This window comes from Streptomyces sp. NPDC008317 (genome assembly GCF_042955955.1).
In the GTDB taxonomy this organism is placed as follows: domain Bacteria; phylum Actinomycetota; class Actinomycetes; order Streptomycetales; family Streptomycetaceae; genus Actinacidiphila.
The window spans coordinates 38,339-64,698 of record NZ_JBIBFQ010000004.1; the positions used below are offsets into that span (position 1 = coordinate 38,339).

Annotated in this window: 16 protein-coding genes; 6 read left to right on the plus strand and 10 right to left on the minus strand. The window is 73.8% G+C overall.

The features are described 5' to 3' along the window. Window positions 1–8: 8 nt before the first annotated feature. Window positions 9–953: an aminoglycoside phosphotransferase family protein gene (locus ACFY9V_RS13615; protein WP_391161419.1), complete on the plus strand. Its 945-nt coding sequence runs from the start codon at window positions 9–11 to the stop codon at window positions 951–953. Window positions 954–1,192: 239 nt separating this feature from the next. Here ACFY9V_RS13615 and ACFY9V_RS13620 read toward each other — a convergent pair whose 3' ends face one another. The 8 genes from ACFY9V_RS13620 to ACFY9V_RS13655 form a co-directional block, all read right to left on the minus strand. Beyond that, a complete protein-coding gene (locus tag ACFY9V_RS13620; RefSeq protein ID WP_391161420.1) occupies window positions 1,193–2,890 on the minus strand; it encodes a proline--tRNA ligase in 1,698 nt (565 codons plus the stop codon). A gap of 99 nt (window positions 2,891–2,989) precedes the next feature. Further along, a complete protein-coding gene (locus ACFY9V_RS13625) occupies window positions 2,990–3,523 on the minus strand; it encodes a GNAT family N-acetyltransferase (RefSeq protein ID WP_355350329.1) in 534 nt (177 codons plus the stop codon). 43 nt (window positions 3,524–3,566) lie between these two features. Beyond that, window positions 3,567–4,412, minus strand: a complete 846-nt coding sequence (locus ACFY9V_RS13630; protein WP_355350332.1) for a GNAT family N-acetyltransferase — start codon at window positions 4,410–4,412, stop codon at window positions 3,567–3,569. Window positions 4,413–4,584: 172 nt separating this feature from the next. Then, window positions 4,585–5,739 (minus strand): flavodoxin-dependent (E)-4-hydroxy-3-methylbut-2-enyl-diphosphate synthase, encoded by a 1,155-nt coding sequence (gene ispG, locus ACFY9V_RS13635; protein WP_391161421.1) that lies wholly within the window; start codon window positions 5,737–5,739, stop codon window positions 4,585–4,587. 100 nt (window positions 5,740–5,839) lie between these two features. Beyond that, a complete protein-coding gene (locus tag ACFY9V_RS13640) occupies window positions 5,840–7,156 on the minus strand; it encodes a site-2 protease family protein (RefSeq protein WP_355346592.1) in 1,317 nt (438 codons plus the stop codon). Continuing rightward, entirely contained in the window at window positions 7,153–8,463 is a 1,311-nt protein-coding gene (gene dxr, locus ACFY9V_RS13645) for a 1-deoxy-D-xylulose-5-phosphate reductoisomerase (RefSeq protein WP_355346589.1), read from the minus strand. The genes ACFY9V_RS13640 and dxr overlap by 4 nt, the downstream gene beginning before the upstream one ends. A 29-nt stretch (window positions 8,464–8,492) precedes the next feature. Then, entirely contained in the window at window positions 8,493–10,433 is a 1,941-nt protein-coding gene (locus ACFY9V_RS13650) for an acyl-CoA dehydrogenase family protein (RefSeq protein ID WP_391050318.1), read from the minus strand. 185 nt (window positions 10,434–10,618) lie between these two features. Next, the gene (locus ACFY9V_RS13655) at window positions 10,619–12,079 is read right to left on the minus strand and encodes an aldehyde dehydrogenase family protein (RefSeq protein WP_355346583.1); all 1,461 of its coding nucleotides are present in this window, start codon (window positions 12,077–12,079) and stop codon (window positions 10,619–10,621) included. Between the two features lie 495 nt (window positions 12,080–12,574). Between ACFY9V_RS13655 and ACFY9V_RS13660 the strand changes: the two genes are divergently transcribed. The 5 genes from ACFY9V_RS13660 to ACFY9V_RS13680 are packed head-to-tail and all read left to right on the plus strand — an operon-like array spanning window position 12,575 to window position 22,126. Next, a complete protein-coding gene (locus ACFY9V_RS13660) occupies window positions 12,575–13,117 on the plus strand; it encodes a CU044_2847 family protein (protein WP_391161422.1) in 543 nt (180 codons plus the stop codon). Then, a complete protein-coding gene (locus ACFY9V_RS13665) occupies window positions 13,114–14,076 on the plus strand; it encodes a trypsin-like peptidase domain-containing protein (protein WP_391161423.1) in 963 nt (320 codons plus the stop codon). The genes ACFY9V_RS13660 and ACFY9V_RS13665 overlap by 4 nt, the downstream gene beginning before the upstream one ends. 4 nt (window positions 14,077–14,080) lie before the next feature. Then, window positions 14,081–15,808, plus strand: a complete 1,728-nt coding sequence (locus ACFY9V_RS13670; RefSeq protein WP_391161424.1) for a hypothetical protein — start codon at window positions 14,081–14,083, stop codon at window positions 15,806–15,808. Between the two features lie 54 nt (window positions 15,809–15,862). Further along, window positions 15,863–16,963 carry an AAA family ATPase gene (locus ACFY9V_RS13675; protein WP_391161426.1) on the plus strand — a complete coding sequence of 367 codons (1,101 nt, stop codon included), beginning with the start codon at window positions 15,863–15,865 and terminating at the stop codon, window positions 16,961–16,963. Window positions 16,964–16,975: 12 nt separating this feature from the next. Next, complete coding sequence (locus ACFY9V_RS13680) at window positions 16,976–22,126, plus strand: SAV_2336 N-terminal domain-related protein (RefSeq protein WP_391161427.1); 5,151 nt, start codon at window positions 16,976–16,978, stop codon at window positions 22,124–22,126. 15 nt (window positions 22,127–22,141) lie between these two features. On the opposite strand, the gene ACFY9V_RS13685 is transcribed toward ACFY9V_RS13680, so the two are convergent. Together ACFY9V_RS13685 and ACFY9V_RS13690 are read right to left on the minus strand one after the other, a co-directional pair. Beyond that, window positions 22,142–23,689, minus strand: coding sequence for a PucR family transcriptional regulator ligand-binding domain-containing protein (locus ACFY9V_RS13685; protein ID WP_355346565.1), 1,548 nt, complete (start codon window positions 23,687–23,689; stop codon window positions 22,142–22,144). A 262-nt stretch (window positions 23,690–23,951) separates the two neighbouring features. Continuing rightward, a complete protein-coding gene (locus tag ACFY9V_RS13690) occupies window positions 23,952–26,294 on the minus strand; it encodes an ATP/GTP-binding protein (protein ID WP_391161428.1) in 2,343 nt (780 codons plus the stop codon). Window positions 26,295–26,360: the final 66 nt, after the last annotated feature.

Here is a 26,360-nt window from a genome sequence, read left to right on the forward strand (position 1 = left end):
GCACAGGGATGGCTTCAGCAGCGCACCACGGGGGGCCGGAAGGCGTACGGCTGGAGCCGCCGGAGCGGCTGGTCCGCACCGTCGGGGCCTGGGAGGGCGAGGCGGGCCGGGTGTGGCTGGCCGAACTCCCCGACCGGGTGGCGCGGTACCTGGAGCGGTGGGGGCTGACCGTCGAGCGGGTCTTCGCGGCCGGGGGCCAGATCAGCATGATCGTGCTGGTCCGCACTGCGGACGGGGTGCCGGCGGTGCTGAAGGTCGGCATGGTCACGCGGGAGACCGAGCACGAGCACGCGGCGCTCGCGCACTGGGACGGGCGGGGCGCCGTACGCCTCCTCGACGCCGATCCCGGCGAGGGGGCGATGCTGCTGGAGCGGCTTCAGGCAGATGTGTCGCTGCGGTCGCTTGCCGAGCCCAAGGCGATGCTGGAGGCCGCCGGGGTTCTTCAGCGGCTCTGGGTGCCGCCGGCCGAGGGGCATCCCTTCACGTCGGTCGCCGACTACACCGGTGCGTTGGTGGCGCTGCTGCGCGAGCGGCGGGAGCGGCCTTGGGCGGCCGAAGCGGTCGGGCTCGTCGACGAGGCGCTGTCGGTGCACGCGGAGCTGGTCGCCTCGGGCGCCGAGGAGGTGCTGCTGCACGGGGATTATCACCACGGCAATGTGCTGGCCGGGGAGCGGATGGCGTGGCTGGCCATCGACCCGAAGCCGCTGGTCGGTGAGCGGGCCTACGATCTCGCGTGGCTGGTCCGTGACCGGCTTCCGACCCTGGCCGCCCAGCCCGGTTCCCGGGCCGCGGCCCGGCGGCGGCTCGCCAAGCTCGCCGCCTCTCTTGAGGTCGAGCCCGAGCGCCTTCGCGGCTGGGCCCTCTTCCGTGCCGTCGAGGCCGGCGTCTGGTACCTCTCCGTCGGCGACCGCGAAGCCGCCGAGCTCCTCCTCGAATTCGCCTCCTGGCTCTAGCCCCCGCCCCTCCCCTCCCCGAAAGTCCTCAATCGCCGGACGGGCTGAGTCGGGGGGTGGGTCTGATCCCGCAAGGAGCCGCCTTTCCAGGGACGCGGGGACCCGCGCGACCGCCGTCCGCACGACGGGATCGAGCCCCGAAGGGGCGCGGGGAACTGCGCGACCAGCCACGGCGGCGGCGCGCCGACCGCACGGCGGGGTCGAGCCGTCACCGCGCGATCAGCCACGGCGGCGAGCCGTCAGTGGGGGGTGGTGAGGAGGGCGAGGGCTTCGGGGAGGGGGAGCTCTCGGCGGGTGCCGGTGCGGCGGTCCTTGAGTTCGACGACGGCGTCGCGGGCGCGGCGGCCCGCGATGAGGAGGGTGGGGACGCCGATGAGCTCGGCGTCGGTGAATTTGACGCCGGGCGAGAGGGAGGGCCGGTCGTCGAGGAGGACCCGCAGTCCCGCGGCGTGCAGCGCGGCGGCGGCCTCCTCCGCGAGAGCGGTCTGTTCGGCCTTGCCCGCGGCGATGACGTGGACGTCGGCGGGGGCGACCTCGGCGGGCCAGCACAGCCCCGCGTCGTCGGCGGTCTGTTCGGCGAGGGCGGCGACGGCGCGCGAGACGCCGATGCCGTAGCAGCCCATGGTGACGCGCACGGGCTTGCCGTCGCGCCCGAGGACGTCGAGCTGGAAGACGTCGGAGTATTTGCGGCCGAGCTGGAAGATGTGGCCGATCTCGATGGCCCGGTCGAGGCGGAGCCCGGTGCCGCACCGGGGGCAGGGGTCACCGGCGCGGACGGTGACCACGTCGAGGTAGCGGTCGACGGTGAAGTCCCGGCCGCAGACGACGTTGGCGGCGTGCCTGCCGGGCTTGTTGGCGCCGGTGACCCACGCGGTGCCGGGGGCGATCCGGGGATCGGCGAGGTAGCGGACGCCCAGGCCCTGGGGGCCGACGTAGCCGCGTACGAGATCGGGCCGGTCGGCGAAGTCCTCGGCGGTGACGAGTGCGACGGCTGCGGGCGCGAGGTGTTCCGCGAGCTTGCCGAGGTCCACCTCGCGGTCGCCGGGGACGCCGACCGCGGTGATCTCGCCGTCCACCGTGACCAGCAGGTTCTTGAGTGTGGCGGAGGCGGGCACGCCGAGACGGGCGGCGAGCGATTCGATGGTGGGGGTGTCGGGGGTGTCCAGCTCCTCGACGGGGCCGTGCTCAGCGGCAGCCGCGTCACCGGGCGCGGCAGTGAAGGTGACCGCCTCCGTATTGGCGGCGTAGTCGCAGGCGGGGCAGTCCGCGAAGGTGTCCTCGCCCGCGGCGGCGGGCGCCAGGAACTCCTCGGAGGCGGAGCCGCCCATGGCGCCGGAGACGGCGGAGACGACGCGGAAGTCGAAGCCGAGGCGTTCGAAGATCCGGAGGTACGCCTGCCGGTGCAGCCGGTACGACGCGGCGAGCCCTTCGTCGTCGGTGTCGAAGGAGTACGCGTCCTTCATCTGGAACTCGCGGCCGCGCAGCACGCCCGAGCGGGGCCTGGCCTCGTCGCGGTACTTGGTCTGGATCTGGAAGAGGGTCAGGGGCAGGTCCTTGTAGGACGTGCACTGGTCCTTCACGATCTGCGTGAAGACCTCCTCGTGGGTGGGGCCGAGCACATAATCGGCGCCCTTGCGGTCGGTGAGCCGGAAGAGCAGGTCGCCGTACTCGTCGGCGCGCCCGGTGGCCGCGTACTGCTCGCGGGGCAGGAGCGCGGGCAGCAGCACCTCCTGGCCGCCGATCGCCTCCATCTCCTCGCGTACGACGCGGGCGACGTTGTCCAGGACGCGTTTGCCGAGCGGCAGCCAGGTCCACATCCCGGCGGACGAGCGGCGCACGTATCCGGCGCGGACCAGCAGCTTGTGGCTGGCGGTCTCCGCGTCGGCCGGGGCGTCGCGCAGCGTCTTGAGCATCAGCCGGGACATGCGCAGGACCATGGCGTTCTCCGTGAAGGTCGGGGGTGCGGCGAGGGTAACCGGGCCGCCGGGCGCCCGCACAACCCTTTTCCCCCACGCGCGCCCGCCCCGCGCCGCGCTCTACCGCAGCAGCGGCAGCGGCGCGCCCATCACGGCGTAGGGGCGGGCGGCGCTCGGGAAGTGCACCGGGCGGGCCAGGTCCTGGTACCCGAGGGCGTGGTAGAGGCGGCGGGCGGGGCTGTCGCCGTCGATCGCGGAGAGGATGCTGCGCGGCTCGGTGGCGGTGTCGGTGATCTCGGTGATCAGGCGGCGGCCGACCCGGTGGCCCTGGAAGTCGGGCAGCACGTGCAGTTCGGTGATGACGAAGGAGTCGTCGAGCCAGCCGTCGGTGCCGCGCTGCCGCAGGTACGGCTGGACGACGCTCGACCACCAGTGGCCGCGGTCGTTGGGCAGCCCGTAGACGAAGCCGACCAGCCGTCCGTCGTCGGTCTGCGCGCCGAGGGCCCGCGCACCGGGGTAGTTGAGGTGCCGGAGCACGATCTGCCGCCGGATGGCGACCTCGCCGGGGCCGAGCCCGAAGGCGAGCGCCTGTACGGCGAGGGCTTCGTCGACCCGCGCGCCGAGGTCGACAGGTCCGACCACCACGTTCTCCATGGGCCGGGACACTACCCCCAGCGCCCGCGGCCTTCGAGCGCGGTCAGAACAACACACTCATGAACGCGCCGACTTCGGAGAATCCGACCCGCTGGTAGGCGGCCCGCGCGGGGGCGTTGAAGTCGTTGACGTAGAGGCTGGCGACCGGGGCGACATCGCGCAGGGCGTAGTGCAGGACGGCGGCCATGCCGGTCTCCGACAGGCCCTTGCCGCGGTGTTCGGGGGCGACCCAGACGCCCTGGATCTGGCAGGTGTGCCGGGTGACGGCGCCGATCTCGGCCTTGAAGACGACTCGGCCGTCCTCGATGCGGGCGAAGGCCCGTCCGGTGGAGACCAGTTCGGCGACGCGGGCCTGGTAGAGCAGGCCGCCGTCGCCCGCGAGCGGGGAGACGCCGACCTCCTCGGTGAACATGGCCACGCACGCGGGCATGATCACGTCCATCTCGTCGCGCCGGACGCGGCGGACCAGCGGGTCGGGCGTGATGTCGGCGGGCAGCGCGCGGGTGGTCATCAGAGGCTGGTGGGAGCGGATCTCGCGGGCCGGGCCCCAGTGGGGTTCGAGGAGCGCCCACAGGTCGGCGGTGGGTTCCGCGGGGCCGACGATCGAGGAGCAGCGGCGGCCGGCCCGGCGGGCGCGCTCGGCGAAGGCGCGGATGGCCTCGGGGGTGGCGCACAGCGGTACGAGGTTGGCGCCCGCGTAACAGAGCGAGGTGAGTCTGCCGCCGCTGTACCAGCCCCACATCTCGCCGCCGAGCCGCCAGGGGTCGAGCCCGGCGACATTGACCCGGGAGGTGACGAAGGCGTTGGCCACCGGGTCGCGGTTGAGTACGGCGAGGGCGGCGTCGAGATCGCCCGGTTCGAGGACCTTGGCAGTCGATGTGGTCAACACGTGGGTGCCTCACCGTACGGGCCGCAGCAGGCTTGGCTTGAGCAGCAGGCTTGGGATGATCTGCGCACTTTACCGCGCGGGGCCGTGCCGCGCCCCGCGTCCGGCCACCGGTGGGCGGCGGGCGCGGGGTTCGGGCGTGGCCCGGCGGCCGGTCGCGCGGGCTGCTCGGCAGTCAGGAGACGCTCACCTGCGGTTCGCCTGACATGGTGCCGTCGGCCTCCATCTGCTCGGCGAGTTTCATCGCCTCTTCGATCAGCGTCTCGACGATCTTCGACTCCGGCACGGTCTTGATGACCTCACCCTTGACGAAGATCTGACCCTTGCCATTGCCCGACGCGACACCGAGGTCGGCCTCACGGGCCTCACCCGGACCGTTGACGACACAGCCCATCACCGCGACCCGCAGCGGGACCTCCATACCGTCAAGACCCGCCGACACCTGGTCCGCGAGCTTGTACACATCCACCTGCGCACGCCCGCACGACGGACACGACACGATCTCCAGCCGCCGCTGCCGCAGATTCAACGACTCCAGAATCTGGATACCGACCTTGACCTCCTCCGCCGGAGGAGCCGACAACGACACCCGGATCGTGTCCCCGATACCCTCCGACAGCAGCGCACCGAACGCCACAGCGGACTTGATCGTCCCCTGGAACGCCGGACCCGCCTCCGTCACACCCAGATGCAGCGGATAGTCCGACTGCGCGGCAAGCAGCCGGTAGGCGTTGACCATCACGACCGGGTCGTTGTGCTTCACCGAGATCTTGATGTCCCGGAAACCGTGCTCCTCGAACAGCGACGCCTCCCACAGCGCGGACTCCACCAGCGCCTCAGGCGTCGCCTTCCCGTACTTCCTCAGCAGCCGCGCGTCCAGCGACCCCGCGTTCACACCGATCCGGATCGGCGTCCCCGCGTCCGAAGCCGCCCGCGCGATCTCCTTGACCTTGTCGTCGAACTGCTTGATGTTCCCCGGATTCACCCGAACCGCCGCACACCCGGCATCGATCGCCGCGAACACGTACTTCGGCTGAAAATGAATGTCCGCGATCACCGGAATCTGCGACTTCTTCGCGATCGTCGCCAACGCGTCGGCGTCATCCTGCGTCGGACACGCCACCCGCACGATCTGACAGCCCGAAGCCGTCAGCTCAGCGATCTGCTGAAGAGTGGCACCGATGTCAGAGGTACGGGTCGTCGTCATCGACTGGACGGAAACAGGCGCGTCCCCGCCCACCGGGACCGACCCGACCTGGATCTGACGGCTCTTGCGGCGTTCGGCGAGCTTGATCGGAACATCTGGCATCCCGAGCGAAATCGCGGTCATTGCGTGGCATCCCCAAGGTGTGGATCGAGGTCCCGCGTGGGCGGGCTCCGATAACCGAGGTTACGGCACCCCGCCCACGACCCACACGCCCCTCATCCCATTACGAACTCAGTTTGACGGGGTTGACCACGTCGGCGATCAGGACAAGCAAGGTGAAGGACACAAAGATTCCGGCCACGACATAGGCGATCGGCATGAGCTTGGCGACGTCGAAGGGGCCGGGGTCCGGCTTGCGGAAGACCTTGGCGGCCTTGCGCCGGACGGACTCCCACAGCGCGCCCGCGATGTGGCCGCCGTCCAGCGGCAGCAGCGGGAGCATGTTGAACAGGAACAGCGAGAGGTTGAAGCCGCCGACGAGCATGACCATGGTCATGACGCGGTTGATGGCGGGCTCCTGGAGCGCGAAGACCTCGCCGCCGACGCGGGCGGCGCCGACGACGCCCATCGGGGAGTCCGGCTTGCGCTGCGCGCCGTTGAAGGCCGCGTTCCACAGGTCGGGAATCCGCTTGGGCAGGCTGATCAGAGAATTCACGCCCTGTTTGGCCATGTCGCCCATGTGGTTCACGGAATCGGTGAAGCCCAGCGGCTGGATGTGGCTGGCCGGGCTGAAGCCGAGGAAGCCCGCCTTGACCGTGCCGTCCACGTAGTTGCCGTCGCTGTCGGTCTTGGCGACGGTGTTGGTGGTGATCGTGGGGTGCAGGGTGAGCCGCTGTCCGTCGCGGACCACGATGACGCTGGCCGGGCCGATGCCGTCGCGGATGTCCTTGGACAGGGCGTTCCAGTCGCCGACCGGGTGGCCGTTGAACTCCACGATCTTGTCGCCGGCCTTGAAGCCCGCGGTCTTGGCGGGCGCGACGGGATCGGAGGGCAGGCACGGGTTGTTCACGTCGCGCTTGGCGGTGTCCGCCTGCGAGATCACACAGTCGCTGACCTGGCTGACCACGGTGGTGCGCATGCTGATGCCGAAGCCCATGAACACGCCGAGGAACAGCGCGACGGCCAGGATCAGGTTCATGAACGGTCCGGCGAACATCACGATGACGCGCTTCCACGGCTTGCGCGTGTAGAACATCCGCGTCTCGTCGCCGGGCTGGAGCTCCTCGTACGCCGCCGAGCGGGCGTCCTCGATCATGCTGCGCCACGGCGAGGTCGACCGGGCGGAGACCTTGCCGTCCGCCCCCGGCGGGAACATCCCGATCATGCGGATGTAGCCGCCGAGCGGCACGGCCTTGAAGCCGTACTCGGTCTCGCCCTTGTGCCGGGACCAGATCGTCGGGCCGAAGCCGACCATGTACTGCGGCACGCGGATCTTGAAGAGCTTGGCCGTGGAGAGGTGGCCCAGCTCGTGCCAGGCGATGGAGACCATCAGGCCCACGGCGAAGACCACTATGCCGAGGACCGTCATGAGAGCGGTCATACGCCTGCTGCCTCCGATGTCGACGCGCTCGTGTTCACGTTCCCGTTCACGTCCGCACTCCCGTTGTTCCCGTTCACGTTCGCGAGTTCCCTGGCACGGGCACGGGCCCACGCCTCCGCTTCGAGGACGTCCTCGACGGTCAGTCGAGTTCCCGTCCCGGGCACGCCGTGTTCCTCGACGACCTTCGCGACGGTGTCCACGATCCCGGTGAACGGCAGCCGGCCGGCGAGGAAGGCGTCGACGCACTCCTCGTTGGCCGCGTTGAACACCGCGGGCGCGGTGCCTCCGAGGCTACCCACATGTCGCGCCAATGCGACGGACGGGAACGCGTCGTCGTCGAGCGGGAAGAATTCCCATGTCGAGGCTTTCGACCAGTCGAAGGCGGGCGCGGCGTCCGGGACCCGGTCCGGCCAGCCGAGACCCAGCGCGATCGGCATCCGCATGTCGGGCGGGCTGGCCTGGGCGAGCGTCGATCCGTCCACGAATTCCACCATCGAGTGAATGTAGGACTGGGGGTGGACGACGACCTCGATCCGCTCGAACGGGATGTCGTAGAGCAGGTGCGCCTCGATGACCTCAAGGCCCTTGTTGACCAGGGTCGCGGAGTTGATGGTGATCACCGGGCCCATGTCCCAGGTGGGGTGCGCGAGGGCGTCGGCGGGCTTGACGTCGGCCAGCTCCTCGCGGGTACGGCCGCGGAAGGGGCCGCCGGAGGCGGTGACGACGAGCTTGCGGACCTCGGCGCGGCTGCCGCCGAGCATCGCCTGGAAGAGCGCGGAGTGCTCGGAGTCGACGGGCACGATCTGGCCGGGCTTCGCGACGGCCTTCACCAGGGGGCCGCCGACGATCAGCGACTCCTTGTTGGCGAGGATCAGCACCCGGTCGGCCTCCAGCGCCGCCAGCGTGGGCCGCAGGCCGATCGAGCCGGTGATGCCGTTGAGCACCGCGTGGCACTCCAGGGTCGCGGCCTGGGTGGCGGCTTCCGGGCCGACCAGCAGCTCCGGCCCGTTGCCGGGACCGAAGTGCCTGGTCAGGGCCTGTCGCAGCGGCTCCACGGCGGCCTCGTCCGCGACCGCGACCGTATGCACCTGAAGCTGGTGCGCCTGTTCGGCGAGCAGTTCCGCGCGGCTGCCCGCTGCGGAGATGGCCACGACGCGGAAGCGGTCCGGGTTGCGGAGCACCACGTCGATGGCCTGGGTGCCGACAGAGCCGGTCGAGCCGAGGATCACGATGTCCCGTCGGCCGCCGGCCGCCGCCTCTCCGGTCGTGTACGGGCGGTAGTGCGGGTCTGCGAGAGCGTCCGTCATGGGGCCATTCTGTCCTGCCGTGGCGGCTGTCAGTGCACCGGTCGGCGGACGTTGTCCGCCCGCGACGGGCCGGGCTCGGCCTCCGCGATCCACGGGCCCTCGCGGCTGGCGTCGACGATTCCGGCTTCCAGCCAGGTGAGGTCGCCGTTGAGCACGGAGCGGGTGAGGCGGCGGTCGGTGCTGTCGGTGTTGGTCCACAGCCGGGCGAACAGCTCCTCGGTGCGGATGCGCGACTGGTGGCAGAAGGCGTCGGCCAGACGGCGGGCCTCCCGGCCGTGGTCGCCGGTCGCGGCAAGGTGCTGGGCGCGGACGCAGGCGGCGCTCATCGCGAAGAGTTCCGCGCCGATGTCGACGATCCGGGCGAGGAAGTTCTGCTTGGTCTCCATCCGGCCCTGCCAGCGCGACATCGCGTAGAAGGTGCAGCGGGCCAGCTTGCGCGCGCTGCGCTCCACGTACCGCAGGTGTCCGGCGAGCGGCCCGAATTCGGCGTACGCGTGCGGGAGCTGGCCCGGGCCCGCGACCAGTTTGGGCAGCCAGCGGGCGTAGAAGCCGCCGGCCTTGGCGCCCGCCTTGGCCTTGTCGCCCAGGGTGGTGTCGGGGTCGATGAGGTCGCCCGCCACGGACAGGTGGGCGTCGACGGCCTCGCGGGCGATCAGCAGGTGCATGATCTCGGTGGAGCCCTCGAAGATCCGGTTGATCCGCAGGTCACGGAGCATCTGCTCGGCCGGGACGGCGCGCTCGCCGCGGGCGGCCAGCGAGTCGGCGGTCTCGAAGCCGCGCCCGCCGCGGATCTGCACCAGTTCGTCGGCCATCAGCCAGGCGGCCTCCGAGCCGAAGAGCTTGGCCAGCGCGGCCTCGATCCGGATGTCGTTGCGGTCCTCGTCCGCCATCTGGGACGACAGGTCCAGTACGGCTTCGAGCGCGAAGGTGGTGGCGGCGATGTACGCGATCTTCGCGCCGACGGCCTCGTGCTCGGCGATCGGCTTGCCCCACTGCTCACGGGCGGCCGACCACTCGCGGGCGATCTTCAGGCACCACTTGCCCGCGCCCGCGCACATGGCGGGCAGCGACAGGCGGCCGGTGTTCAGGGTGGTCAGCGCGATCTTCAGGCCCGCGCCCTCGGCGCCGATCCGGTTCGCTGCCGGGACCCGGACCTGGTGGAAGCGGGTGACGCCGTTCTCCAGACCGCGCAGGCCCATGAAGGCGTTGCGGTTCTCCACGGTGATGCCCGCGGAGTCGGCCTCCACGACGAAGGCGGTGATGCCGCCCCTGTGGTCCTCGTAGGTGTCGGCGCCGCCGTCCGGCTTCGGCACCCGGGCCATGACGACGAGCAGGTCCGCGATGACGCCGTTGGTGGTCCACAGCTTCACGCCGTCGAGTACGTAGTCGTCGCCGTCGCGGACCGCGCTGGTGGCCAGCCGCGCCGGGTCGGAGCCGACGTCGGGCTCGGTGAGCAGGAAGGCGCTGATGTCGGTACGGGCGCAGCGCGGCAGGAACTTCTCCTTCTGCTCCCGCGTGCCGAACATCTTCAGCGGCTGCGGTACGCCGATCGACTGATGGGCCGACAGCAGCGCGCCGATCGCGGGGCTCGCGGAACCGGCGAGGGCCAGCGCCTTGTTGTAGTACACCTGGGTGAGGCCGAGGCCGCCGTACGCGGTGTCGATCTTCATCCCGAAGGCGCCGATTTCCTTCAGGCCCGCGATCGTCTCGTCGGGAATCCGCGCCTCGCGCTCGATCCTGGCGCCGTCGACCTTCGTCTCGCAGAAGCCCTTGAGCAGGTCGAGGAACGCCTCGCCCTTCTCCACCGCCTCGGCCGCGGGCAGCGGGTGGGGGTGGATCAGGTCGAGGCGGAAGCGGCCGAGGAACAGTTCCTTGGCGAAGCTGGGCTTGCGCCAGTCCTGTTCTCTGGCGGCCTCCGCCACCTGACGTGCTTCGCGCTCCGAGACCTTGCGTGCGGTGGGTGCGGACACGGTTGCGTCACCTCCGGGTAGCCGGTTACCAACCGGTGCTACTTGTCCGTACTACCCGAATCCGGCCGACCCGACCATCCGCGGCGCGAGGTCGGCCGAATCCCTCGGGGCTCGGAGTCCGGTGCCTGGAGGTCCCGTGTCTAGCGGTCCCGCGCCTGGAGGTTCCGTGTCTGGAGGTCCTGTGTTTAAAGGTCCAGGCCGGTGAGGACGAGCACGCGCTCGTACGTGTAGTCGTCCATCGCGTACTTGACGCCTTCGCGCCCGGTGCCGGAGTCCTTCACACCGCCGTACGGCATCTGGTCGGCGCGGTAGGAGGGCGCGTCGCCGATGATGACGCCGCCGACCTCCAGTTCGCGGTGGGCGCGGAAGGCGGCCTGGAGGTCGTGGGTGAACACGCCGCTCTGGAGGCCGAAGCGGGAGTCGTTGACGGCGGCGAAAGCCTCGTCGGTGCCGTTCACCCGGTGCAGCGACAGGACGGGGCCGAATGCCTCGGCCGAGGCGAGGACGGCGTCGGCGGGCAGGTCGGCCAGGACGGTCGGGGCGTAGCTCGCGCCGTCCCGCACCCCGCCGGTCAACAGCTTGGCGCCCTTGCCGACGGCGTCGTCGACCCAGGAGGCGACGCGCTCGGCGGCGGCCTCGCTGACCAGCGGACCGACGTCGGTCGCGTCGTCGGCGGGGTCGCCGACCGCCTGCGCGCGCACCTTGGCGACGATCTTCTCGGCGAGCGCGTCGTAGACGGCGGTGTCGGCGATGACGCGCTGCACCGAGATGCAGGACTGGCCCGCCTGGTAGTTGGCGAAGGTGGCGATCCGGCTCGCCGCCCAGTCCAGGTCGGCCTCGGACGACCAGTCGGCGAGGACGACGGCGGCGGCGTTGCCGCCGAGTTCGAGGGTGACGTGCTTGCGCGGCACGGAGTCCATGATCTGGTAGCCGACGGTGTCGGAGCCGGTGAAGGAGATCACCGGCAGCCGCGGGTCCTGGACCAGCGAGGACATCCGGTCGTTCGCCACCGGCAGCACGCTCCAGGCGCCCTCGGGCAGGCCGGTGGTCTCGGCGAGGAGTTCGCCGAGCAGCAGCGCGGACAGCGGGGTCGCGGGGGCGGGCTTGAGGATGATCGGCGTGCCGACCGCGATGGCCGGGGCGATCTTGTGGGCCACCAGGTTGAGCGGGAAGTTGAACGGCGCGATGCCCAGCACCGGGCCGCGGCTGAAGCGGCGGGTCAGCGCGAGCCGCCCGACGCCGCCGGCGTCGGTGTCCAGCCGCTGCGCCTCGCCGCTGTTGAAGCGGCGGGCCTCCTCCGCGGCCCAGCGGAAGACGGACACGGCGCGGCCGACCTCGCCGCGCGACCATTTCATCGGCTTGCCGTTCTCCGCCGTGATCAGCCGGGCGACCTCCTCCGACCGCTCCGCGAGCCGCTTCGACACGTGGTCGAGCGCCGCCGCGCGCACATGGGCGGGCGTCGCCGAGAACGCGTCCTGCGCCGCCGCTGCCGCCGCCACCGCCTCCTCGACCTGCGCGTCCGTCGGCACACTCACCCGGCCGACCGCCGCGCCGTCCCACGGGCTGGTCACATCGAAGGTGTCCGTACCGGTGGCCTCACGGCCCGCCAGCCAGAACGCGTACGCGGCTGCGCCTGTCGTTGTCACGGTGGGTCCCGCCCTTCAGAAGTTCGATTGTGCTGCCGTCCCGTCTCTCACGGTAGGCGCGCCCGCGGACACCGCACGTTGTCCACGACGTAGTACGTGCCCACTGACGCGCGCCGTAATGGCCGGAATGGCCCGGCGCTGCGAGGGGGCCGGTCTTCCGGGTACCGCCGGGGCCCGGCGGCGGCCGGACGGGGCGTACCGGACGGCGTCCGGTGGGGCGCCAGGGCCGGGGGCGGCAGGGGCAGGGCTCACGGGGACCGGCCGCGTTCGGCAGTGGCCCGGCGGGGTGACCGGAAGCCTTCCGGCGGCGGCTGGTGAGGCTCCGGCCAGGGGCCGCGCGGGCGGACGGCGTCGGGTACGGCCTCAGGAGGGCCGGGGTACGGCCGGGGTACGGCCGGTCGGCGGCAGCGGCTTCGGTCGGGGGGCAGGTGGGGAAAGCCGCACGGCGTGCCCTCGGGCGCCTCTATCCTGCTGGCGGGACGGGGAGGGAACGCCATGACGGAGACCGTGACGATCGACCTGGGCGACGGCTCGACGGTGGAGGCCGAGGTCATCGGCGACCTCACCTTCCGGCAGCCCGGTGAGGCCGCCTCCGGCGCGGGCGGCGCCGACGCGTACGGCGACGTCGGTGTCGACGTCGGCCGCCGCGCCGCCGCGCTGGGCTCGGCCGTCGCCCTGAGCCTCGGCCAGGTGCGCGACACCGTCCGCAGTGTCGGCCGCTGGGCGGCCGAAACGGTGACGGAGGGCGGCGCCGCCGGTTCCCCCGACGCCTTCGAGGTCGAATTCGGCCTCAATCTGGCCGTGAAGTCCGGCCAGCTCTTCGGGATCATCGCGGAGGCGGGCAGCGAGGCCAGCCTGACCGTACGGCTCTCCTGGGACCTGGCGGCGCGCAGAGCCCGCGCGGAAGCGGCCGAGGCGGCCGTGGCGGCTGGGGCGGCTGAAGCGGCTGGGGCGGCCGTCACGGCGATGGTCGGAGCCGCCGCGGACGGGACCGGCCCGGCCGGGGACACGGGCTCCGGGTCCGGCGGACAGCCGTGAGCGCTGGGGCCGTCGCCTGGTGGGGCGCCGGGCCGCTGGGCGGCGAGGCGCACTTACGCGCGGTGTGGCTGGAGATCGGCGGGACCTTCCGGGGCAGCGGCTTCCTCGTACGGGACGGGCTCGTCGTCACCGCCGCGCACGTGGTGGCCGGAGCGGCCGGAATCGTCGTACGTCACCCGTCCGGCGGTGGTCCCGTGGCGGCGGACGGCGTACGGGCGGTGCCTCCGCACAGCGACGGCGGGCGCTTCCACCCGTATCCGGACTTGGCGCTGCTGACCGTGGCCGGGTGGTCCGGGCACCCCGTCGCGTCGCTCGCGGCCAGCGACCCCGAGCCGGGCACCGAGGTGACGGCGCTCGGCTACTCGGAGTTCACCCCCTCCCCCGGTGTCCAGCCGGACTCGCTCGCGCTGCGCACAGGAGCCAGATCAGGCGACTTCTTCCGGGTGCTGGGCGACGGCGTCCGCGAGGGCTTCAGCGGCAGCATGCTGCTCGACCGGGCCGGTCTCGTGGTCGGTGTGGTGAAGGGCAGCCGCTCGTACCAGGACGACCGGGGCGGCTGGTGCACCCCGGTCTCGGCCCTGCGCGGCCTCCTCGGTATCGCCGACGCCCCGGCCGGCTCCGCCGCGACGGCCGCCGCGCCCGGCCCGCCGCCCACCGACATGGAACTGGTCGACGCCCTGCTGGCGTTCCCCTCTCTGGGACGCGCGGACAACCGCTACGACCTGCTCGACCGGATGGGCGACCACCTCGGCCTGCCGTACTCCTTCGAGGTGGAGGAGCGGCCGGGCCGCCGGGACCACCTCTTCCGGCTGGTGCTGAGCTGCCGCCGGTTCCGGGACGAGGGGGCCGCGTGGCGCGCCCTGTTCACGGCGATGGAGGAGATCGTGCCGGACGACCGGGCCCTGGAGCGGCTGCGCGACCTGGTCGGGCGGGCGATCGGCGGCTGGGGGGACGCGTAGCGCGATGGGTTCCGTGGAGGGGAAGTGGACGGCGAAGCGCCTGCTGGGCAAGGTGGGCAGGGCCGGGGACGGTCCCGGTCCGGCGGCCGACGGGGGTCCGTGGCCGGTCGGCGCGGCCGAGCTGCTGGGTGAACTGCTGGAGGACTTCCCGCAGTTGTCCCGGCACGGCGACCGGCTCGACCTGCTCCAGCGGATGGACGAGGCGGCGGAGCGCCACGAGCCGCGGCCGTACGGTCCGGGCGGCGCGCGGGGCGCGCGCCGGGCCCGCTTCCGGCTCGACGTCCGCGAGGAGTTCGTCGCCCGCGCCCACCTGCGCAATCTCGTCGGCGCGATCGAGACCCGCCCCGACCCCGACGCGGCACTGGACGCGCTGCGGGCGGCGCTGCGCGGTCAGGCGCCGTACGACAAGGCCCTGCCGTGGCTGGAGTTGGCCGTCCTGGGCCTGACCGGCGCGGCGCCCCTGCCGCCCGACGCCTCGCTCGCCGTCCTCACCGCGCTGCGCGCGGACCTCCCGCATCTCCCCTCCCCCGCCCAGCTCGCGCGCCATGTCCCGCACGGCGCGCCCGGCACCGCGCTGCTCACCGGCCGCGAGACCCTGCCGGAGATCCTGGTGCGCCTGTCCGACCTACGGGGCGGCGGCCCCGGCGGCGACGCGGGCCGGGCGGTACCGCTGCTGCGCTTCCTCGGCTCCGTCACGGCCGACACCGACCTTGCCGCGTACGCCCGTTGGGCGGCGCTGCGCGAGCTGCTCGGCGCGCTGGGCGGCGGCCGGGCCGGGGACACCGGGACGGCCGGCGGCGGAGCGCAGAGCCCGGAGGCCGCCGACCGGCTGATCGTGCAGATCCGCGTCGAGGCCGCGGGCCCCGAGCATGTCGAGGACGGCAGCTACGAACTGCGCGGCGCCTACTACCGGCAGGCCGTGCACGGCGGCCCGCTGCGCCGGGTGGCGGCGCTGCCGCCCAGCGAGCCCTTCCGCCGCAGCGAGCTGACCGGCGCGGGCAGCGCGCGGATGTCGGCGTGGACGGAACTGGCCCGCGAGGTCCGCGGCGCGGGCGGCGGTGTCCGGGTCGAATTCCTGCTGCCCGAGGCCCTGTTGGGCTACAGCGCCGAGCTGTGGTCGGCCGGGCCGACCCGTACCCCGCTCGGCCAGCACCACCCCGTCGTCGTACGGTCCCTGGAGCGGTACACCGACTCCTGGGTCATCGGCGCGTGGCGGCAGCGCTGGCAGCACCTGCGCCGGGACCCGCAGCGAGCGGCGGCGGCCCCGCACGGCGGCGGGAACGGCGACACGGCCGGAACCGGGGCTCGGGAGGCGGACCCGGCGGACGACGCGCTCGGCAGGATCTCCTGGCCCCGGCTGCACGGGCGGTCCGCCGCGACTGAGCTGACCGAATCCCTCGTACGGCAGCCCGAGTTGGCCTGCCTCGGCCTGACCGTGCCGTACGACCGGCTCTCGGCGCACCTGCTCGCGGCCGTGAAGGACGCGCTGTACACCGAGGGCGTGCCCGTCATGCTGTGGCGGCGCGACCCCGGCGACCCGCGCGAGCTGGTGACGGCGCTGCGCGCCCACCCCCCGGCCCGGCTGCTCGACCTGCCGGAGACCGTGCACCGCTGCCGCAAGTACGGCAGGACGGCGGGCGCCGACGACGTGCGGAACAACATCACGCTGCTCTGGGACGACCCGGACAGCGTGGACGCCGACCAGGACACGCCGTACGCGGGGATGGCCTGACATGCGGACGACGCGCACAGGACGCACAGGACGCAGAGGACAAGGAGCGGTGCGGTGACGGCGAACGGCGACGACTGGTGGGTGTACCGGGGTACCGGCACCCCGCACGACGGCATCGACGGCCTGCCGGAGGCCCCCGCCTGGCGGGCCTTCGGCACCGAGTACGGCGACCCCGGCGAACTGCCCCCGCCGCCCGCCGACGGCACGGGACCGGGCGCGGACGGCGCGACCGCCCGGCGGCTCGGCCGCGACCGCCAGGCCGTCGCCTATCAGGCCGACCGGCGCGAGGTGCAGCTCGTCAACCTGGCCCTGCACCTGCGCCGCCCCCTGCTCATCACGGGCAAGCCGGGAGTCGGCAAGTCGACACTCGCCTACGCGGTCGCCCACGAACTGCGCCTCGGTCCCGTGCTGCGCTGGCCGATCACCAGCCGCGCCACCTTGCGCGACGGCCTGTACGCGTACGACGCGATCGGCCGTCTGCACGACGCGGGCATGGGACGCGGTCCGGCGGGGAGCACGGGCGGCGCGGGGACCGACGGCACCGGGGGCGGCACCGGCAGGGAGGAGCCGCCGCCCGTCGGCCGCTATCTGCGGCTCGGTCCCCTCGGCACGGCGCTGCTGCCCTGGCGGCACCCGCGGGTGCTGCTCATCGACGAGATCGACAAGAGTGATCTCGATCTGCCCAATGACCTGCTGAACGTCTTCGAGGAAGGCGAATTCGGGATTCCGGAACTCGCCCGGCTGGGGCCGGGTGATCAGGAAGTCATGACCGCGGACGGTGCGCGGACGGCCACCGTCACTGGCGGGACGGTGCGCTGTGCTCAGTTCCCCTTCACCGTCTTGACGAGCAACGCCGAGCGGGAGTTCCCGGCCGCGTTCCTGCGTCGCTGCGTCCGGCTGGAGATCCAGCCGCCGGACGCGGACCGGCTCGCCGCGATGGTCACCGCGCACCTGGGACCCGGCGCCCCCGGCGCGGCGGCCGAACGCGCCGCGGTCATCGCCGAGTTCCTGCGCCGCCAGCGCGAGGAGGGCGCGGAGCTTGCCAACGACCAGCTCCTGAACGCTCTGTTGATGGCCGACCGCGGCCTGTGGTCGGGCCGGCAGGACCGCGAGTTCATCGAGAGCGTCCTCCTCCGCCCCCTCAACGAGTCCTGACCCGCGCCCGCCATGCCCCCACCGCCACCGCCACCGCCGCGGCCACCCGAGCACCCCGACGGGCTCAGGGCCGTACTGGCCGGGCTCCTCGGCGGCCACGAGGACGGCCCCACGGCTGTCGAAATGGCCGACGTGGTGTGGCTGGCACGGCTGGCCGGACTGACGGCGGAAGACGGGGCCGACGAGGTGGACGGCGGCGGCCCGGAGGAGCCGCCGCGGGCGGTCGCACCGGAACCGGACCCCGTACGGCCGGGCTCCGAACCGGCGGAGCGGGAGCGCGCACCGGACCCCGTACCCGGACCGCGCCGCCCACCGGCCGCGCCCGCCACCCCCGCCCTGCGCGTCGGCCTGCACTCGCTCACCAAGGCCGCGCCCGCGCCCGGCGGCCCCGCCGCGCATGTCGTGCGGGTCACCCAGCCGCCCGCGCTCAGCGGTTCCCTGGACCTCGCCCGCGCCCTGCGCCCGCTGCGCCAGTCCGTGCCCGCGCCGGGACCCGCGGTCCTCGACGAGGAGGCCACCGCCCAGGCGACCGGCGAGGCGGAGTATCTGCTGCCGGTCTGGCGGCCGGCGAGCGAACGCCGTTTCTCCGTCGACCTGTTGATCGACACCGGCGCCACGATGGCGGTCTGGCACCGCCTGGCCACCGAGCTGTGCACGGTGCTGGAGCGGCACGGCGCCTTCGGCGACGTACGGTGCTGGTCGCTGTCGACCGACGGCCCCGCGCCGCGCCTGTCCCCCTTCCGCCGCCGCAAGTCCGCCCGCCCGGCGGCCCCGGCGGGTCCCGCGGGCCCACGCTGGAGCCGCGCCCTGGAGGACCCCGCCGGCCGGGCGCTGCTGCTCGTGCTGACCGACGGCGTCGGCCCCGCCTGGTACGGCGACGAGCTGCCCGAATTCCTGGCCCGCGCGGGCCGGGAACGCCCGGTGGCCGCGCTCCAGGTCCTGCCGCGCAGGCTGTGGCACCGCACCGCGCTGCGTACGGCGCCCGTCGAATTGCGGGTGCCCGACGCGGCGCGGCCGGTCGCCGAGGTACGGACGGCCGCCGCCGTGCCCGGCCTGCCGCGCGGCGCCCGCCCGCACGGCGTGCGCTGGCTGCCGGTGATGGAGGTGGACGGCTCCTGGCTGGCACCCTGGGCCGGTCTGGTCGCGGGCCGCGTGCCCGGCTGGTCCCCGATGCTGGCGGCGCCCGTACACGGCGCGCCCCGGCCCGCGCGCGCCGCCGCCCCCTCGGAGCCGCCGGGCCCCGCGGAGCGCGTCGCCCGCTTCCGTTCCGGCTGCTCCCCCGACGCCTTCCGCCTCGCCTGCCACCTCGCGGCGGCCCCGCTGAGCCTGCCCGTCATGCGGCTCGTCCAGCAGGCCACCGTCCCCGGCTCGGGCCAGACCGACCTCGCCGAACTCTTCCTCTCCGGCCTGATCGAGCGCCGCGGCCCGGCCCCCGATGACGCTGCCGCGCCCGCACCGCCCACCGACCCCGACGAGGTCGTCTACGACTTCGCCCCCGGCGTCCGCGACGCGCTGCTCGCCGAGCTGACCCGTACCGAATCCCTGCACGTCCTGGACGACGTCCTCGCGCGCGTCTCCGGCCGCGTCGCCGCGACCTTCGGCGGCACCCTGGACTTCCGGGCGCTGGCCTCCCTGGCCGTCGACGCCGCCTCGGCCCCCGCGGCGGCCCCCGAGAACGGCGCCTCCGGCCGGCTCCTGCCCGAACGCAGCCTCCCCTTCGCCGAGGTCGCCGCCGCCGTCCTCAGCGGCGCGGGCGGCCAGCACCGGGCGCTGGCACGGCAGTTGACGGCAGCGGCCGAGGGACGCGCCCTGGACGTGCTCGACGCCGGGCCGCACGAGGGGGCGGCAGCGACGCCGCACGCCTCCACCGTCCCGCACCCCGAACACCTCCTCCCCGTCCCGCCGGTCACCACCCCGCCCGATCCCGAGCGGATGATCGGCCGCGCCCCCGAACTGGACACCCTGAAAAGGACGTTGCGACCCTCCCCCGCCGACCGCACGGCGGACCGCGGCTGGAGCATGCCCTCGGTGGCCGTCGTCGTCGGCGCGAACGGGTCGGGCCGCACCCGCCTGGTGCAGGAGTACGTCCGCAAGTACGGGCCCCGGCACAGCTTCGTCCACCGGATCGACGCACGGACCCGGCAGAGCCTGCGCGAAGGGCTGACCGCGCTGGAGTCCGCGCTCACCCCGGACCGGGAGCACCGCTCCGCGCCCCCCACGGACCTGTGGGCACGCCTGGGCGCACACCGCGACTGGCTGCTGATCTTCGACCGGGTCCGGTCCTACGGCGAGGGCCTGCGCGAGGCGCTGGAGGGATGCCTTCCCCCGTACGGCCGGGGCTCCGTGCTGTTCACCGTGGCCTCCCTCGACGGCGTTCGCGACCCGTCGAGCCTGGGCACCGTCGTCACCCTCGGCGAGCTGACCCGCGCCGAGATCATGGACCACCTCACCGCGAACATCGAGCCCGACCTGCTGGCGCTGGACCGCTCCACCCCGAGCAGGCTCTACGAACTGGCCCAGCGCATGCCGACCAACCCCGGCGCGCTCCAGGCGATCGACGTACGGGCCGAGTTCGGCCGCCTGTTCGGCAGCCCCGACGAACCGGTCCTGCCGCTCTACGAGTGGGCCACCGCCAAGGGCGACCGGGGCCTCGCCGGATACGTCTGGGGCGGCAGCGTGTGGCTGGTGGCGGCCGGTTACGGCCAGGGCGCGCACCTGTGGGACGCGGCCGGGAGCGCGGGCCCGGGCGTACCGCTGGAGGGCGGCCCCGACGCCGTGCAGACGCTCACCGTCTTCCCCGACGCCAACGGCCGTCCGCAGGCCGCCGTCGCGGGGATCGGCGGCGCCGTCTCCCTCTGGGACCTCCTTGCGGGCACACGGACGCGCACGCTCGTCGCCGGCCCGTCGTCCGGGGCGCACCTCCTGACGACCTTCACCGACGCGGAAGGACGGCTCGTCCTGGTCACGGCGGGCCCTGACGTCGCCCTGCGCTGCTGGGACCCCGGAACCGGCACCGAATTCGGCTCGGCCCTCACCCCCCTGGTGGGCCGCGTCCGCGCCCTCACCTTCTTCACCGGCCCCGGCGCACGGCCGCTCTGCCTCCACGTGACCGGGGACCACCCGCCGGAGAACCGCACCGTCCACGTCAGGGACGCCGCCAGCGGCGAGGAGGTCGACAGCGACCTGCCCGCACGGCTCGGACAGGTGGAGGCGCTCACCACCGTCCACGTCCACGGCCGGCCCGACCTGGTCGCGGCGATCGACGCCGAGGGCACGGTCACGCTCTGGGACACCGCGTCCGCTCAGCCGGTCGGCACCGTCGCCACCGGGGACACCAGCCGTGTGGTGGCCGTCGCCGCCTTCAACGGCACTTACGGCAGGCCCCTGTTGGCCACGGCCTCGTCCTTCGGCCGCGCGCGGATCTGGGACGTGGCGTCGGTGACGGCGGGTTTCACGGCGCGGGAGGCGGCCGACGCCGGTCCGTTCTCTCCGGTGCTTCCCCTCAGCCCCGACCTGCTGCTCACTCTGTGGCTGCTGGACTTCCTCGACACCGGCGACGGCGTCACAGGAGCCACGGTGTCCGCGCTGTGGGCGTCGTGGCCGGAGGGACGCGGTCCGTCCTCCGAACTCCCCGTCGACACCGCACGGTTGGTGGAAGGCAATCTGGCCGAGGTCGACGGGACGGCGCTGCGGCTGACCGAGTCGGCCCGTACCGCCGTGCGGGCCCGGGTGACCCGCCAGGACGCCGCGCGCTTCCGGCGCGCGCTGGTCGGGACCCTGTCCCGCTTCTACCCGGAGCCGACCCCCGATCCCGCGACCTGGGCCGCGTATGAAAGTGGGCCGCCGTTCGGCGAGTTGGTCGGGCGGGTCATGGATACCCGCGAGGACCAGGTGCTCCCCACCACCGACCCCATCCTCACGCTGCTCGTGAACTGGAGCCGGTATCAGCTGCTGCACGGCTCCGCGGCGGAGGCCGAACGGCTGGCCCTGATCGCGCTGGGCGACGACAGGCCCCTGTCGAGGTCGCTGTTCATCCCCAACGAGCGCCAGAGTTGGCGGATCATCTCCCTGCGGGCACGGATGGCGCGCGGCCTGGTGCGGCAGGCGCTGGAGCGCTGCACCGAGATCGAGGCGGCTCCCGGCGCCGGGCGCGGTTCGCCTTCCGCGAAGGAGGAGGCCGCGCTGGCCAGAGCCGAACTCGCGCTGTGGTGTGGCTCGTTGGATTCGGCGAAGGAGGAATTCCTGAGGCTGGAGCCGACGGTGTCTCGGCGTGGTCGGCGCCTTGTCGGCCAGGGTCTCCTGAGGCACGGGTTCGTGACCGGCGACCTCAGCCGGGCGTCCCGGTCGTACGGCCGGTCGCCGGAGCCGTCGTCCTGGGCAGGTCGCAGGGACGACATGACGGCGGAACTCCTCGACAGCTGCCGGGACTCGTTCCTCGACGCCTCGATCGCGGCCGCCAGGGACGAAGTGTCATCGTCCGCCATCGGTGCCGCTGTGCCGCTGGCCGAGGAGGCACTCCTGCGGTTGCGCCTCGGCGCCGCCGACAGCGGCACCGAGGCCGACCTCGCGTCTCTGGCCACGGCCGCGACACGCGAGCACTTCGATCTGTACCTGGCCCTCACCGAATTGCTCGCGACAAGCCTCGCGCAGTACGCGTCCGGCTCGCAGTGGGCCGAACGGGAACCGTACAGCGACGACCGGTGGTATCGGGCCATCACCCGGGCCCAACGGCACATCGATGCGATGCGGCCCTTCGTGGAGCGCGCGAACGTCGAACGGCCGCATCTCTACGCGCGGTTCAGGACGGCGGAGGGCCATGTGCTGCTGGCGGCCGGGGACGTCCAGGCGGCGGCGGTCCAACTGCTGCGCGCGCGCGACGCCACCGTGGACGTCTACGGCTCCCGGTGCCCGCTGCTGCCGCGCCTGGAACTGCTGCTGGCCCGCGCCCGTGAACTGGCGGGTGACCGGTCGCGGGCCGAGGGGCACCTGTCCGCCGCCGAGTCGCTGCTGGACAGCCTCTTCGCCGACCGCCCGCACCAGGACCGGGTGACCGCGCTGCGGGCCAAGTCCCTGCTGGCGAGGCGGCGTTCGGACGCGCGGGACGCCGAGCGGCAGGCGCAGAGCATGGCCGCGCGGCTGCTGGCCGACAACCGGCAGGGCTGACCGCGGGCCAGCGCCTCACGGCCCGGTCTTCAGCGCCAGCCACAGCTCCATCCGCACGTCCGGATCGTCCAGCGAGCGGCCCAGGATTTCCTCGACGCGCCGCATGCGGTAGCGGAGCGTGTGGCGGTGGACGCCCAGGTCGGCGGCGGCGGCGTCCCATTGGCCGTGGTGGGAGAGCCAGGCGTGCAGGGAGGCGACGAGGTCGCCGCGGGAGGTGGCGTCGTGGTCGCGCAGCGGCCGCAGCAGACCTTCGGAGAAGGCGCGGACGGCGTCGTCGGCGAGGAGGGGCAGGACGGAGCCCGCGCCGACCTCGCCGTGCTCGACGAGGTTGCGGCCGCGGCGCAGGGCGACGGCGAGGGCGCGTTCGGCCTGGCGGTGGGCCTCGGGGACCTCGGCGGGGAGTACGGGCGCGGACAGTCCCGCGGCCAGCGCGTCCTCGGCCTCGGCGAGGTCGGCGGCGGTGGACAGGGCCATGGACTCCTCGGCGGCGAGCACGATCAGCCGGGGGCCCTCGCGGACGGCGAGGAGTGCGTCGCCGGAGCGGGAGGCGACGGCCTCGGCGCGTTCGCCGAGGAGGGTGACGGCGTCGGCGCCCGCGGTGGCGTGGGCCTCGGCCGGTTCGGCGATGAGCACGCGGACCGGGTGGTCGAGGAGGGTGCCGTAGAGCTTGCCCGCGACGCTGCGGGCGTGGCCGGGCTCCCCGGCGAGCAGCATCCGCAACAGGGCCGCGGCCAGGCGCTGTTCGGCGTCCTGGAGGGTGCGGGACTGTTCGAGGGAGAGGGTGAGCAGGGCGACGGCGGCGTGGACGACGTAGCGCGCGGCGGTGTCGAGGCGTTCCTCGGTGCCGACGGCGAGGAAGCCGCGGGGGCGGCGGCCGGTGCCCAGCGACTGGAGTTCGACGCGGTCCTCGCTGCCCGCGGGTCCCGCGACGGCGGCGCTGGCCGGGGCGGGCGTGTCGCGCAGCCGGTCGATCTCGCCCGCGAGCCGGGCCGCCCTGCGGCCCGCCCAGTCGGGGGCCGCGGCCAGGACGGCGCCTGAAGCGTCGTAGAGCGCGGCCCAGCCGTCGAGGTGCTGGGCGAGGCGGCTGAGGAGCGCGGCGGTGCCGTCGGGGGCGAGGGCGGCGCGGGTCAGTTCGCGCTGGGCCTCGAAGCCCGCCGTGACGGCCTTGTACTGGTCGGCGGCGACGGCCGCGGAGACGGCTTTGCTGATGGCGATGAACGGGGTCTTGCGCGGCACCTCGAACAGCGGCAGCCGGGCGGTCTCCGCCGCGGCCACCAGGGCGGGCGGCACGGCGTCGTGGCCGACCCCGACGCCGAAGCCGAGGCCGACGACTCCGGCCGCCGCCAGCCGCGTCACGTACGCGCGTATGTGCTCCGCGTCGTCCACGGGCAGTTTCAGGCCGGTGGTGAGCAGCAGTTCGCCGCCCTCCAGGTACGGTCCCGGGTCGTCCAGCTCGCTGGTGTGGACCCAGCGCACTTCGGTGTCCCCCAGCCGGTCGCCTCCGGCGAGGACGGTGAGCTTGAGGACCGAGTGGTGGGCGAGGGACGCGAGCGTGAGGGGCATAGGTGCCTGGTACGGGAGAAGGCCGATTTTTGGCCGACCGGGAGCGGTCGCCACCCCCAATTGTGCCGCACCGTCCAGCGCTGCCCTGACGCCAGCCGCCAATACCGGACACGCACGCCCCGCCGCCGCCGCCCGACCCGACCGGACCCGCACGCCCCGCCGCCGCCCGACCCAACCGGGCCCGCACGCCCTGCCGGTGCCACCGGCGCCCGGGCCGCACGCCATCCGCCGCCCCCGGTGCCGGGCCCGCACGCCCTCGGTGCTACCCCCGCAGGTCCACCAGGACCGGCGGGGCGCTCTCCCCCGCGGTGGTCGTGAGCGAGACGACGGCCTGCCCGGCGGGCACGGTGTGGGCGAGGTCGGAGGCCGACCAGCGTTCGCGCTCGACCTCGCGGACGGTGACGGCGTCGGCGGTGACGACCCGGCCGGTGATCATCCGGCGTGCCACGCGGTTGACGCGCTGCGCCATGCCGCCCGACTGGTCGGCGCGGGTGACCTCGCGGGTCTCCACCCGCGTGGTGCCCCAGGACTCGGCGAAGAACTTGCCGTCCCACGGCGTGACCCCGGCCAGGGACATCCGGCAGCCCGCGGCGGCGACGAGCGGGCCGCGCAGGTGCTCGGGCACGTCGGCCAGAGTGCGCAGGCCGAGGACCATGCCCGCCGTGGTGGACGGCAGGGCCGCCAGCGCGCGGACGGTCTCCGCGGTGACGGCCTGGCCGATGTCGTCGACGATCAGGCAGACGAACCGGGTCCAGGTGCGCTGGGCGCGGACGGCGGCGGTGAACTGGGCGAGCAGCAGCCGGACGAGGATCCGGGAGGCTTCGGCGTGGCCGCGTTCGGGCAGTTCGATCCGCACCCGGATGGGGTGGACGAGCGCTTCCATCGAGAACGGCCGGGCCCGGTCGGGGGCGCCGAAGGAGCCGGCGAAGGCGGGCCGGTCGAGCAGCGCGATCCGGTTGGCGAGGTCGCCGCCGATGTCCCCGGTGCGGGCGGACTGCCGCTGCCTGGCGTCGAGTTCGCGCAGCAGCGCGGGCGCGCCCGCCGCGTCCACGGCGCGGCGCAGGTCCTCGTACGCCTCGGGGGCGCCGTCCAGCAGTTCGCGGAGCACCGGCACCGGGGGGAAACGGCCGTGCGCGGCGGCGTAGGGGCCGAGGAGCTGGCCGAGGGCGGCGACGGCTCGGCGTTGTTCGGCCTCGGGGCCGTCGACGAGGGCTTCGGCGAGCAGCCAGGCGGCCATGTCGGGGTCGGTGGTGCCGCCGTACAGGTCGAGGCTGTAGCGGGAGGCCGGGTCGCCGGGCGCGATGACGACGTCGTACGCCTCGTGCGGTCCGAGGTCGGTGTCCGCGCCGGCCACGACGACCACGGCGGCGGTGCCGGTGAGCGCCTGGAGGCAGAGCGACTCGGCCGCCGGGCGCATGACGCGGCGGGTCCTGTCGGCGCCGGGCGGGCCGACGACGAGCAGTCCCGTACCGAGCAGTGCGGGGTCGAGGGCCATGCCGGAGCCGCGGTACTGGAAGCCGTTGCGGTCGTCCTCGACGCCGCGGCCGATCCTGACCTGGCCGCCGAGCAGGTCGTGCGGGGCGGTGCGGGCGGGCAGGTCGCGCTCGCCCGACGGGTGGAGGCAGGCGCCGCCGCCGAGGCGCCGGACCTCGTCGGTGAACGCCAGGACCTCGCGGGGGCGCTGCCGGGTCTCGTCCCACGCGTGCCGGACGCGGACGCAGTCCACGTCGTTCATCCGGCCCAGGCCCACATCCCGCGCCAGCCGGTCGGCCGCGTCGGAGCGCCCGGCCGCGCGCAGTTCCGGCCAGTCCGCGGGGGTCTCCCCGAACGGGTCGGCGCCGGTGCGGGTGTACGAGGGGGCGGCGGGGCGCGTTCCCGCGGTGTCGTCGGGCTGCCAGCCGGGGATGCCGAACCAGCCGCCGAATGTGGCGCAGGGCCAGGCGATCAGCGCGGCGACGAGGGCGTAGATGGCGTAGGTGACCGCGGCGGCCCGGTTGGGGTTGCCGCCACCGCTTATCCACGAGTACGGGAAGAGGTCGAGCACCGTGTCGAGGAGGGGCACGTAGCCCGTCCAGCTCAGTTGCCACACCAGGGCGCCCGCGGCGAGCGCGAACCAGCCGCGGCGCGCGGGGGTGTTCAGGAAGCGGCGGGCCGCCTCGCCCCAGTTGCCGAGCCTGCCGGTGATCCAGACGATCACGGCGGCCGACAGCACGCTGTAGAGGTTCTGGGTGAAGACCTCGGGGCGGGACTGGTGGCCGCTGAAGGACCAGCTGTGCGGGGTCAGGATCTTGAGCGGGAACTGCCACCAGGGCAGGAAGCCGTTGTTGCGCAGGGACCAGATGAGGATTCCGGCGAGGAGGGCGAGTGCGGCGCGGCCGAGGACGCGGCCGTCGGGGACCCGGTCGGCTTCGTTGGGCACGTGTCCGTAGGCGTACACGCCGGGCGCGTCGGAGATCCGGGGGGTGCGCAGCCAGCGCTCGGTCTCGGACATCGGCGGTGCCTGTTTGGGCACGGGGGGCGCGGCGGCCGGGCGCGCCGGTGTCCCGGCGGGCCGGGGCGGCACCTCGGGCCGGTGGCCGTACCCGTGCGCGCCCTCGTGATCCATGGCATCCATGGTGCGTGCCCCTCGCCCCTCGTCGCCGACGATGCGCTCAATGTAGTCGAGCGGCTA